The sequence below is a fragment of the Peribacillus sp. P4_D6 genome, from assembly GCF_056401795.1.
The window spans coordinates 1-12037 of sequence record NZ_JBFUIQ010000116.1 but is presented as its reverse complement, the minus strand read 5'-3'; the positions used below and the strand labels follow the sequence as shown (position 1 = coordinate 12037).

Annotated in this window: 12 protein-coding genes; 9 read left to right on the top strand and 3 right to left on the bottom strand. The window is 42.8% G+C overall.

Annotated elements, in window-relative coordinates:
* Positions 1 to 352: 352 nt before the first annotated feature.
* Together AC1DVB_RS21825 and gndA are read left to right on the top strand one after the other, a co-directional pair.
* Entirely contained in the window at positions 353 to 1627 is a 1275-nt protein-coding gene (locus tag AC1DVB_RS21825) for a DNA polymerase IV (protein ID WP_053535660.1), read from the top strand.
* A gap of 41 nt (positions 1628 to 1668) precedes the next feature.
* Positions 1669 to 3081: an NADP-dependent phosphogluconate dehydrogenase gene (gene gndA / locus AC1DVB_RS21820; RefSeq protein WP_057278776.1), complete on the top strand. Its 1413-nt coding sequence runs from the start codon at positions 1669 to 1671 to the stop codon at positions 3079 to 3081.
* Between the two features lie 92 nt (positions 3082 to 3173).
* On the opposite strand, the gene AC1DVB_RS21815 is transcribed toward gndA, so the two are convergent.
* Positions 3174 to 3347, bottom strand: a complete 174-nt coding sequence (locus AC1DVB_RS21815; RefSeq protein ID WP_034308217.1) for a hypothetical protein — start codon at positions 3345 to 3347, stop codon at positions 3174 to 3176.
* Positions 3348 to 3639: 292 nt separating this feature from the next.
* Here AC1DVB_RS21815 and AC1DVB_RS21810 point away from each other — a divergent pair, with 292 nt between their 5' ends.
* Positions 3640 to 3801 carry a hypothetical protein gene (locus AC1DVB_RS21810; protein ID WP_156404415.1) on the top strand — a complete coding sequence of 54 codons (162 nt, stop codon included), beginning with the start codon at positions 3640 to 3642 and terminating at the stop codon, positions 3799 to 3801.
* 42 nt (positions 3802 to 3843) lie between these two features.
* On the opposite strand, the gene zwf is transcribed toward AC1DVB_RS21810, so the two are convergent.
* The gene (gene zwf / locus AC1DVB_RS21805) at positions 3844 to 5340 is read right to left on the bottom strand and encodes a glucose-6-phosphate dehydrogenase (protein WP_057278775.1); all 1497 of its coding nucleotides are present in this window, start codon (positions 5338 to 5340) and stop codon (positions 3844 to 3846) included.
* Between the two features lie 231 nt (positions 5341 to 5571).
* On the opposite strand from zwf, the gene rnz reads away from it, so the two are divergent.
* The 5 genes from rnz (at position 5572) to AC1DVB_RS21780 (ending at position 10431) form a co-directional block, all read left to right on the top strand.
* Complete coding sequence (gene rnz / locus AC1DVB_RS21800) at positions 5572 to 6513, top strand: ribonuclease Z (RefSeq protein WP_477590909.1); 942 nt, start codon at positions 5572 to 5574, stop codon at positions 6511 to 6513.
* 63 nt (positions 6514 to 6576) lie between these two features.
* Positions 6577 to 7395 (top strand): squalene/phytoene synthase family protein, encoded by an 819-nt coding sequence (locus AC1DVB_RS21795; protein WP_057278773.1) that lies wholly within the window; start codon positions 6577 to 6579, stop codon positions 7393 to 7395.
* Positions 7396 to 7602: 207 nt separating this feature from the next.
* Positions 7603 to 8598, top strand: a complete 996-nt coding sequence (locus tag AC1DVB_RS21790; protein ID WP_477590907.1) for an ABC transporter substrate-binding protein — start codon at positions 7603 to 7605, stop codon at positions 8596 to 8598.
* 32 nt (positions 8599 to 8630) lie between these two features.
* Entirely contained in the window at positions 8631 to 9662 is a 1032-nt protein-coding gene (locus AC1DVB_RS21785) for an ABC transporter permease (protein WP_095678594.1), read from the top strand.
* A complete protein-coding gene (locus AC1DVB_RS21780) occupies positions 9637 to 10431 on the top strand; it encodes an ABC transporter ATP-binding protein (RefSeq protein WP_095678595.1) in 795 nt (264 codons plus the stop codon). Before AC1DVB_RS21785 ends, AC1DVB_RS21780 begins: the two co-directional genes overlap by 26 nt.
* Before the next feature lie 157 nt (positions 10432 to 10588).
* On the opposite strand, the gene AC1DVB_RS21775 is transcribed toward AC1DVB_RS21780, so the two are convergent.
* Positions 10589 to 11140 (bottom strand): MerR family transcriptional regulator, encoded by a 552-nt coding sequence (locus AC1DVB_RS21775; RefSeq protein ID WP_095678596.1) that lies wholly within the window; start codon positions 11138 to 11140, stop codon positions 10589 to 10591.
* Between the two features lie 271 nt (positions 11141 to 11411).
* On the opposite strand from AC1DVB_RS21775, the gene AC1DVB_RS21770 reads away from it, so the two are divergent.
* The gene (locus tag AC1DVB_RS21770) at positions 11412 to 11843 is read left to right on the top strand and encodes a VOC family protein (RefSeq protein ID WP_095678597.1); all 432 of its coding nucleotides are present in this window, start codon (positions 11412 to 11414) and stop codon (positions 11841 to 11843) included.
* Positions 11844 to 12037 lie beyond the last annotated feature (194 nt).

Here is a 12037-nt window from a genome sequence, read left to right as displayed (position 1 = left end):
GGTTAAAAGCGGCGGTGGAAGCGATGCAAATGTCATTGCAGGCTTTGGCATCCCTACTGTCAATCTCGCAGTGGGCTATGAAGATATCCATACTACGAATGAAAGAATTCCAGTTGAGGAATTAACGAAGCTAGCTGAAATGGTCATCACTATCATCAAAGAAGTTTCAGGGGAATAATCACCCATAATAGGTCAAGATGTTCAAAGTATTGAAGGAATATATGTACAGTCATCAATGATATGATGGCTGTTTTTCTTGGAGTGGAAGCATCTTTCAGCGTGGTTACCAAAGATAAGTAGGGATACTTTAATAGAAATGTTTTTTATTTTTACAAGGATGTGACGGTCAAACATGAAGGACATGTATCCCAAAAATGGCAGGGTCATTCTCCATGTAGACATGAATAGTTTCTATGCTTCAGTGGAAATGTCATATGATGTTTCATTGAAAGGCAAACCGCTTGCCATTGCAGGGAATGTTGAAGAGAGAAGGGGCATAATCGTCACCTGCAGCTATGAGGCGAGGAAGTTCGGGGTTAAAACGACCATGCCGATTTGGCAGGCGAAAAAATTATGTCCTCAATTAGTCATTCAGAAACCGAATTTCGAGCGCTATCGAAAGGCATCACTGGCTATTTTCGATGTTTTGAGGCAATATACAGAGATGGTTGAACCGGTTTCGATTGATGAGGGGTATCTGGATATCAGTGAATGCGCCGAATTGGGTTCGCCTTTAGATATAGCCAATAGCATTCAGGAAAGAATTTTTAATACGATGGATCTCCCTTGCAGTATCGGGATTGCCCCTAATAAATTTTTGGCCAAAACGGCTTCTGATATGAAGAAACCTATGGGGATCACCGTGTTAAGGAAACGGGACATTCCGGAAAAGCTCTGGCCTTTACAAGTGGGCGAAATGCATGGCATCGGGGATAAGACATCGGAAAAGCTTCAAACTATCGGGATCATGACGATCAGGGACCTTGCACACGCCAATGATAGTCAACTTAAACAGCTTCTTGGGATCAATGGCATCCGTTTGAAAGATAGGGCTAATGGAATTGACCCAAGGGTAGTGGATCCCGAAGCGATTTTTGAGCATAAGAGCATCGGGAACTCGACAACTCTTCCGCATGACTCCGCCAATCAAAAAGAATTGATCGGTGTATTGGAAAAGCTATCCGGGAAAGTTGCCGTCCGCTTGAGAAATAAACGCCTCCTTGGTCAAAAAATAGGTGTGACGATCCGTTACAAAGACCGCCGGACAATTACGAGAAGCAGGACGGTTCCTAACCCAGTTTTTGAAAAAAAGGATATTTTGGATGAAGCTATCGATCTCTTCATGAAAAATTGGAATGGAGAAGGAATCAGGCTTCTTGGTGTCACAGCCTATGATGTCATCGAAAAAGAGTCGGCCTTCAAGCAACTGGATATTTTCTCCTTTCAAGAGGATGCAGAAAAAGAACCTCTGTATGATGCGATGGAACACTTGCAAAATAAGTACGGAGAAAATATTATTAAAAAGGGATTACCCTTGAAAAAACGTTCAATAGGAACAGACACTAGCTTCAGCAAAGATTTCTTTGAGCAATCCAGGAGGAATGATCCTTCTTTTGACAAAGAATAGCGTACAAGCTGTGTAAAGATAGAGAGAAGGGAAGATGAATCATGACAAAACAGCAGATTGGCGTTATCGGACTAGCTGTAATGGGCAAGAACCTTGCATTTAATATTGAAAGCAGGGGATATTCAATTTCCGTATTTAATCGCTCAGGATCAAAAACGGACGAGATGATGAAGGAAGCGGAAGGCAAAAACGTAACAGCCGCTTATACGCTTGAAGAATTCGTCAATTCTTTGGAAACACCACGCAAAATTTTATTGATGGTTAAAGCCGGAGCGGCAACGGATGCAACAATCGAGCAATTAAAACCGTTGCTTGAAAAAGGTGATATCGTTATTGATGGAGGGAATACCTTCTTCAAGGACACTCAGCGCCGCAATGAGGAGTTAAGCAAGCTTGGCATCCATTTCATCGGTACAGGCGTGTCAGGTGGGGAAGAAGGAGCTCTAACAGGTCCTTCCATCATGCCTGGAGGTCAAAAAGAAGCATATGAACTTGTTGCACCGATTTTGAAGGATATTTCAGCTAAGGTCGATGGTGATGCTTGCTGCACGTATATCGGACCGGATGGGGCAGGTCATTATGTTAAAATGGTACATAATGGTATTGAATACGGGGACATGCAATTGATTTCCGAATCTTATTTCCTTCTGAAAAATCTCCTTGGACTATCTGCTGAAGAATTCCATGAAGTCTTTACTGAATGGAATGAAGGGGAACTTGATAGCTATTTAATTGAAATTACTGCTGATATTTTCAAAAAATATGATGAGGAAACCGGCAAGCCGATGGTCGATGTCATTTTAGATAAAGCTGGCCAAAAAGGTACAGGTAAATGGACAAGTCAAAGTGCGCTTGATCTTGGTGTTCCGCTTCCAATCATTACGGAATCCGTGTTTGCCCGGTTTATTTCAGCAATCAAGGACGAGCGTGTCGAAGCGAGTAAAATCCTTCGTGGTCCAAAAACCGAATCATTTACAGGCGACAAAAAGGCTTTGATTGAAAGTATCCGCAAAGCACTTTATATGAGCAAAATCTGTTCATATGCACAAGGATTTGCACAAATGAAAGCAGCATCAGAAGAAAATGGCTGGAACTTGCAATACGGGGAAATCGCGATGATTTTCCGTGGCGGCTGTATCATTCGTGCACAATTCCTCCAAAAAATCAAGGAAGCGTACGATCGTGAAGCGAACTTGAACAATCTTCTTCTTGATCCTTACTTCCAAGGGATCGTCGAAAGTTACCAAGGAGCTTTACGTGAGGTAGTATCAACGGCTGTGATGAACGGAATCCCGGTTCCTTGCTTGTCTTCGGCACTTGCCTATTTCGACAGCTATCGTACAGAAACGCTGCCAGCCAACCTGATTCAAGCTCAGCGTGACTATTTTGGAGCTCATACTTACCAACGCATTGATAAAGAAGGAACGTTCCATACCGAATGGATGGAAAAATAAAAAGTTCAAGCCAGGCTTAAAGGGGATCCCCTTTAAGCCGGCTTTTTTGTTTCATCATGTAAAAAGGGGGCGCTTGGCGCCCCCTTTTATTACTATCTCCGATGCTCTACAAGATCAATGACCCCTAATACAACATGTGCCAAACCGAAACCAAAAACCGTATTAGCTACCATTTTGTTTGAACCCCGGGTCTGCTTCATTGCATAACCCGCAGCTGTCACGGCTGTGCCCAAGGCTGTTGGAATTAATCCTTCACGAATGTCCATCGTTTAATCCCTCCACATCGAAGTTAGCGGTACTGTCACTAAGCACCTTTTTTAGTGTATCCTCAGCAAAGGCTTACCATTCTTTATAGATAAGGGTAAAAATAGTAAAAACGAACTAGTTGTAAATAGTTCCAATTAATTTACCTTTTTTAGGGAAATCGTAGTATGATGTATGACATTCATTCCTGCTTTTTAGGTTTAAACACCTGTGGAAAAAGGAATATAAACATTGAAAGAGATGGGCGGACCGTAGGATACAGTAGGCAGGAAGAGAGAAGGAGCGGAGGACTTTATGTTCATCATCTGGTGGGCTGTAGCCATTTTTTTATTTTTCATTGCTTTAGAATTCGGTGTTTCATTTTGGCTTAATTCAGAAAAAGAGGAAGAAATGTCCAAGTCCAAGGAAATGTTTCATATTATCCGGAATAAATTGCTGAGGAAGAGTGTTTCATGAAGAAGAAGGGATGCAGATTCAAATCTGCATCCCTTTTTCTTTTCAATCATTATTTTCGTTTTTCTTGACTTGCCACCAAATATGTCCATCTTCCGCCAGGAGTTCATCGGATGCAAGTGGACCTGTTGATCCCGCTTCATAGTTAGGGAAAGACTCGTCTTTAGTATTTTCCCATGCATTGGAAATGGTATCGACGAACTTCCATGAGAGGGCAACCTCGTCCCAGTGTGTAAAGTTAGTAGCATCCCCGCGCATGCTGTCAAACAATAGCTTTTCATATGCCTCGGGAGAATTGATGTGTTCGATCCCTTTGTTCGAGACGGTCAGCTTCATTGGCTTTGTATTGGATGTCGTCCCGGATTTTTTGACATTTAAGTACAATGTGATACCCTCGTCAGGCTGGATATTGATGACGAGAAGATTCGGATTCAGCGTTTCTTCCGTTTTATAATACAGATTCATTGGAATATCTTTGAATTGAACAACGATATTCGTTGATTTGACATCCATTCTCTTACCGGTACGGATATAAAAAGGAACACCGGCCCAACGGAAGTTATCAATCATCAATTTACCCGCAACATAGGTCTCTGTGTTGGATTCGGGATTTACATTATGTTCATTTCGGTAGGCCGGAAGCGTTTGACCGTCTATCGTTCCTTCACCATACTGGCCACGAACGAAGTATTGGTTGACTTCGTCGACCTTCATTGGTCGAAGTGAACGCAATGCCCGTACTTTTTCGCTTCGAATCTCTTCAGTCGTCAAAGCGATCGGGGGTTCCATTGCAAGCAAGGCCACCATTTGCAGCAGGTGGTTTTGGACCATATCCCTTAGGGCACCGCTGGTTTCATAATAACGCCCGCGTTCTTCAACGCCGAGTGTTTCGCTTGAAGTAACCTGGATATTGGATATATATCTGTTATTCCATAGCGGCTCGAAAAGGGCATTGGAAAAACGGATGACCTCGATATTTTGTACCATTTCTTTACCTAAATAATGATCGATGCGGTAAATTTCATCTTCAGCGAATGCAGTCCGAATCTGCTCATTCAATTGTTGTGCTGTTTCAAAACTGTGTCCAAATGGCTTCTCGATGACCAGGCGTTTATATCCATCCGTGTCACTCAGGCCTTGAGCTTTAATCTGTTCGGCAATCGTTCCGAAAAACTCAGGTGCCATCGCCAAATAGAAGATCCTGTTTCCTTCTAATTGATATTGTCCGTCTAATTGTTCGGCAATGTCTTTTAATTGCAAGTATGATTCCGAACTTGAGACGTCATGGGAGTGATAATGGAAATGGGAAATGAATTCATCGACCTTTTCTTGCGCATGTCCGAACGTAAGAATCGAGTCCTTGACACTTGTTTGGAACTCCTCGTTCGTCAATGGCCTCCTTGCCACACCGACGACCGCGAACTTATTGATTTTCTCTTTTTGAAATAGTCGATATATGGAAGGAAACAATTTCCTTTTCGCTAAATCTCCGGTAGCACCAAAAATCATGATCAATGCTGTGGGTTTATTGTTTTCTGTCATGTTTAAAACCTCAACTTTCCGTTAAATCTGTCTATAAAGTTGGAATTCCCGAATGTGTACCAATTTCTAATTTTACGTTTAGCTTTCCCTCAAAGCAATCAATTTGCGCATTTTTTCTCTATATTTCATTAAAAGTTTAATTTGGTTTCTGTTTTAATGGGCCATAAATGAAAGAGCACCTTGGTTATGCTATAGTTAAGTCATAAAGTATTTGCAACGGAGGTAGTATGAGTGGATTTCGTTTTATTGGGTACAGGCGCTGGGGTTCCGGCTAAAGCGCGTAATGTGACATCAATCGCCCTTCAATTATTGGAAGAACGTGGGACGGTTTGGTTATTCGATTGTGGGGAAGCAACACAGCATCAAATATTAAAAACGGCAGTCAAACCGCGAAAGGTTGAAAAGATCTTCATCACCCATTTACATGGTGACCACATCTTCGGACTGCCTGGTTTTTTAAGCAGCAGATCTTTTCAGGGCGGAGTGGATAAATTGACCGTATATGGTCCACAAGGCATAGATTCATTCATTAAGACGAGCTTACAGGTGAGTGGGACTCATTTAAAATATCCCTTGGAAATCATCGAAATAGAAGAAGGCAAAGTGTTTGAGGACGAACAATTCACAGTGACGGCCAAGTCGCTTGATCATGGCATTTACAGCATCGGTTATCGGATTGTGGAAAAAGATCGTCCGGGTAGCCTGCTGGTCGACCGGCTGCGTTCCGAAGGTGTGAAGCCGGGGCCTCTTTTTAAAGCATTGAAAAATGGACAAACGGTCTGTCTCGACGATGGCCGTGTCATAAATGGGAAGGACTATATCAGTACTCCGAAAAAAGGCCGGATCATCACGATTCTTGGTGATACAAGAATGTGCAGCAATGCGCTCATTCTTGCTGAATCGGCGGATTACCTTGTTCATGAAGCTACATTTTCAGCGGAAGAATCTGAAATGGCATCAGCCTATTATCATTCGACCACCGTTCAGGCTGCAGAAACGGCCTTGAAAGCGGGAGCTAAGCATCTAATCCTTACGCATATCAGTTCACGGTATACTCCAGAGGATGCTGAGAGGCTAAAAGAGGAAAGCAAAGCAATCTTTGCAAATACGATCATGGGTGAAGATCTGATGGCGATTAAAGTTCCTTTGTATTCAGAGGAATCGGGCAGCTGAAATCAAAGCCAATGTTTGATATAATTAATCAATTGTTCATTGGATATTTAAAGGAGTGTAAATATGACTGACAAAAGTGACCTACATACTAAAGCAATGGATTTTCTGCTAAAAACAAGCCGGACTTTTTTCATTCCAATCAGTTATCTTCCAAAGGGATTGCAAGAGGGTATTGGAGCTGCATACCTTTGCATGCGCGCCATCGATGAGATCGAAGACCACCCAAGTCTTCCTGCAGATAGTAAGGTTTCTTTGTTACAGGCCCTTAGTGAGCTGCCGGATGCGGATTTCAAGGAAGAGAATCTTCAAAAGTTATTTGAACCATATAAGGATGAACTGCCCGAGGTGACCCTGTTTCTTTCGGACTGGGTTGAATTTTGTCCACCCGGTGCAAAAGATAAAGTCTTGGAGTCAACAAAGGAAATGGCCGAAGGCATGGCAAAATGGGTTATTAAGGACTGGCAAATCCATAATGAAGAGGAACTCGATGATTACACTTATTATGTTGCAGGTTTAGTCGGGGTCATGCTGTCTGATATGTGGAACTGGTACGATGGAACCGAAACGGACCGTGAACTTGCCATCGCATTTGGCCGTGGACTCCAAACGGTCAATATCCTGCGTAACCGCGAGGAAGATGCAGAACGTGGTGTGAACTTTTATCCGGATGGCTGGGGTTTCGACGAGATGCTTGCCCATACGGAGCGTAATCTTGCATTAGCCGATGCGTACATTGAAGAGATTGAAACGAAGGACATTATCCAATTCTGTAAAATACCTTTGGAATTGGCAAAAGCTACATTGAAAGCCCTAAAAGAAGGTAAAGAAAAAATTGATCGGGCTACCGTTACCGAAATTGTCAGCCAGGTTGTCGAGCATTGATTTTTCAAAAAGCTGCTGTGAAAGTTACCATACCTTTCACAGCAGCTTTTTTCATGTTTTACATGCAGAACTCAAAAAATTCTAAAAAGTTAAAAAATATATTGGAATAATTGGGACTAAACGATTATAATTTAGGAAATAAAAGCGAAAAAAGCTGGCGTCGTTAGAAAAACATTATTTTAAATAAGGAAAAAGCGGGGGGAAAATATGAAAAAGAAATTATATTCAACTGCAGCCATGACATTGGTCGCAGGTTTATTATTGGCTGGGTGTGGAAATGAAAAGGAAAAAGATGCGGCAAAGGATGAAAGCGGAAAGGCTACCTTTAACATTGGGGTAACACAAATCGTTCAGCATGATTCCTTGGATCAAGCATATGAAGGCTTCCAGGCGGCATTGAAGGATAGTGACATCAATGCTAAATATGATCTTCAAATTGCTCAGGGTGACCAAAACAACAGCCAAACGATTGCCAATAACTTCGTTGGGGATAAAGTGGATCTGATATTTGCGAATTCGACTCCTAGTGCTCTAAGTGCTTTAAATGCGACCAAGGATATTCCGATCGTCTTTACATCGGTTACCGATCCTGTAGCAGGGGAGCTTGTCACTTCTTTGGAAAAACCAGGCGGAAATGTGACGGGTACGACGGATTCCCATCCTGAAGCCATTGCCAAGTCAATGAAATTTCTAGCGGAAGAGCTTGGCGCCAAAACGATTGGAACGGTTTATAACACAGGGGAGCAAAATTCTGTCGTCCAAATAAAGAATGTTAAGGCGGAAGCGAAAAAAGCTGGATTGAAAGTCGTGGAAGCGTCCGTCTCGACTTCAGCGGATGTTAAACAGGCAACGGAATCATTAATCGGAAAAGCGGATGCTTTCTATATCATTACTGATAATACAGTTGTCTCTGCACTGGAATCGGTCATTTCCGTGGCAAATGATCAAGATATCCCCTTATTTGTCGGCGAGCTTGATTCCGTGAATGCTGGCGGTTTTGCAGCATATGGCTTCAGTTACTATGACATTGGTTATGAAGCGGGGCAAAAAGCGGTTGAAATCCTGAAGGATGGTAAAAAACCTGGAGATATCCCGGTTCAATATCCACAAAAACTGAAATTGGTCATCAATGAAAAAGCAGCAAAAGATATGGGTGTTGAAATAAAAGAAGAATGGAAAGCAGATGCTGAGTTTGTAAAATAAACTCTGCTTTTGTTCGGGGAAGGAAGAAAAAAATGTTCTCAGCCTTATTCAACTCTTTTGAGTCGGGAATGATTTATGCGATCATGGCACTAGGTGTTTATTTAACATTCAGGATTCTCGACTTCCCGGATATGACTGTGGAAGGCAGTTTTGTGACAGGGGCCTCTGTTGCCGCGATTATGATCGTTAACGGTTACTCGCCGATCGTTGCCACGTTGAGTGCCATGGTGGCAGGGTTCATCGCTGGGACGATAACGGGGTTCCTGCATACGAAAGGGAAAATCAATCCTCTCTTGGCGGGTATCTTAATGATGATTGCGCTCTACTCGATCAATTTGAGGATCATGGGTGCATCCAACATTCCGTTGCTTTCCCAAACAACCATTATCACGAATATCCAGGATGCCTGGGCTGGCACCGGGTTGGACAATTTGTTGAATGGTCTTTTATCATTCGTGGGTCTCGGTGACAGCCTGCCGAAAACGTGGGCCATATTAATCGTTATGCTGATTGTGGCTGTAGTCATCCAAGCAGGAATGTCAGCCTTTTTAAAAACGGAAATTGGTCTTGCCTTACGGGCGACTGGTGATAATGAGGCCATGGTCAAGAGTTTTTCCGCCCATACCGGCAACATGAAGATCCTGGGACTTGCAATCGGAAATGCACTAGTGGCTTTTTCGGGATCCTTGGTTGCCCAATATAACGGTTTTAGCGATATAGGCATGGGGATTGGAATCATTGTCATCGGATTGGCATCCGTCATAATCGGTGAGGCTCTATTCGGGGCAAAAACGATTGCACGTGCTACGCTGGCAGTCATAGGAGGGGCGATCATTTACCGAATCGTCGTAACTTTGGCACTTCGCGTTGAATTCCTTGAAACGGGTGATGTTAAATTAATTACGGCACTTATTGTGGTCGGGGCACTTGTCATTCCTAAAATTTCTGATAAGCAAAAGGAAAAAACCCGGAAGAAAAGGCGGCTTAAAGAAATACAGATGCGCCATGATGGGACTTTACCGAAAGGGAGGGAAGAATATGCTTCAGTTAAATCAGATTTATAAAGTGTTCAATGAGGGAACGCCAGATGAAAAGTTAGCCCTTGGAAATCTGGAACTGCAGATGACAAAAGGTGAATTTGTAACAGTCATCGGAAGTAATGGAGCAGGTAAATCGACGTTGATGAATATGATTTCCGGTAAAATTCTCCCTGATGCAGGTGAAGTCATCATCGATGGTGAAAACGTATCGGCCATTGAAGAACATGCCCGTGCCAAAATGATTGGCCGTGTTTTTCAGGATCCCATGCTGGGGACGGCACCGCATATGACTATTGAAGAAAATATGGCGATTGCCTATGGCAGAACCAATAAAAGAGGTTTAGGCTTTGGGGTGACAAAAAAACGGAAAGAACTTTTTAAAGAGTGTTTGGGCACCCTTCATTTAGGCTTGGAAAATCGGATGACTGCAAAAGTGGGATTATTGTCAGGAGGGGAGCGCCAGGCACTATCATTGCTGATGGCGACCTTCACCGACCCTAAAATCCTGCTACTTGACGAACATACAGCAGCACTTGATCCTTCACGGGCAGAGCTCGTTACAAACCTGACGAAGGAAATCGTCGAAAAGAACCAGTTAACGACGTTGATGGTGACTCATAATATGCAGCAGGCAATCGATCTTGGAAATTCCTTGATTATGATGGATAAGGGACAGATCATTTTTGAAGCCAGAGGCGCTGAAAAGCAGAAGCTAACCGTCGAAAAACTGCTTAACGAATTCCAACGCATCAAAGGCGAAAAAATGATCAATGACCGTGCAGTGTTGATTTAAAATGATGAAAAGGCCCGACCCAGGTGAGTTTAATCTTGGGTCAGGGCCTTTTTATTTTGGGGTAATTAATAAGATCGGGTCCTATTTTTGAAGAGATGCTTTGCCTAACAAAAATGGTTATTCTTGGGGTGCTCATGAAAGATCTTGATAATAGATGTCAATCGCTGTCGGCTGTGCTCCATGATGAACTATCGTTCTTTCTGTTTCCGAAAATCATTTTTATGAATGGCCTTTTCTTCGTCTTTTTAGTGGCAGCAGCCTCTTCAGCCGCGAGGAAATAATCAAAGTGCTGGCCCGTTGGTGTTTCTAACGCTTCGATACGGGCTTCAAGCTTTTTAACGAGTTTGTGCATTTCTTCCATTTCACTTCTGTGCTGTAAAAGCTGATAGGATACAACATCGTCCGCTTTTGTTTTCAGGCCATTTTCCAGCCTGATGACCCGTTCAAGCAGTTGATCATGTTCTTTATTCGGTTCGGAGTGTTTCTGAAGGGCTGCTTTTCTAATCTTTTTCTCTGAGATGCTGACCTTTTGGAGAATGATGCCCTCGTTCAGCTGATCTTGGATTTTTCTCAATAATGCAATGTCTTCATCCGAAAACTGGTAGTGGCCAAGCTGATTCCGTTCTACTTCCATGTTCAATTGGGTGACCCAGCGTTGAATCGTACTATGGGAAACATTCAGTAACCGGGCAACTGCGCTTGTATTCATCGAGATTCCCCCTTTTGCTTGTTGAATTCGATAAGTATGGGGGAATTCCTTTACAGATGACAAAACATGTATTCATTCGGCAAAGAAAGTGGAATTCCTACGTAATTTGCATGGGGGGCAATCCAAGGCGGAATTCCCCGTGGAGCTGCTTTTTGCAAAGTGGTCTTTAAGAAGCATTTGCTATGGTGTGGGTGATGGTCAATCAAGCTAAAAAGGGAAAAGTGATCCAGATGTCGAATTTACCCTTAAAACATGGAAAAGGAGGACTAGCATGAACAGGATCAACATTATAACTTTAGGTGTCAGGGATATTACTCAATCATTAAGGTTTTACCGGGACGGGTTGGGATTCCGTACATTGATTAAAGAGGACGATCCCGCAATCGTTTTTTTTAATAATGCCGGTACGAAACTTGCTTTGTATCCTATAGAGGAGCTAGCAAAAGACATTAATGAGATGGAACCGCCTAAGAAAAATGGTTTCCCGGGTCTTACACTCGCTTATAATGCTAAATCAATTGAAGAAGTGGATGAAGTGATCAACAGGGCTGAAAATGCTGGGGGAACAATCGAGAAATCACCTCAGCATGTTTTTTGGGGAGGATACAGCGGATATTTTTCAGATCCCGATGGTTACTATTGGGAGGTTGCGTATTCGAAGGACTGGAGTTTCGATGAAAATGATATGCTGATTATAAAGTAACGCTCACTTCAGAAGATTTACCCCTTTATAAGGCGTATGGATCATAAAAAGGGCTGTTGCCTGCCACTGCTGCAGGAGTGGCCAGGCAACAGCCGATCATCATCATGAGGCTTACTGCGAAACTACATATTTGGCCAGTTCTTTACTTATTTGATTGCCCATTCGCTTCGATTGCTCTGTCGCTTCTTGTACAC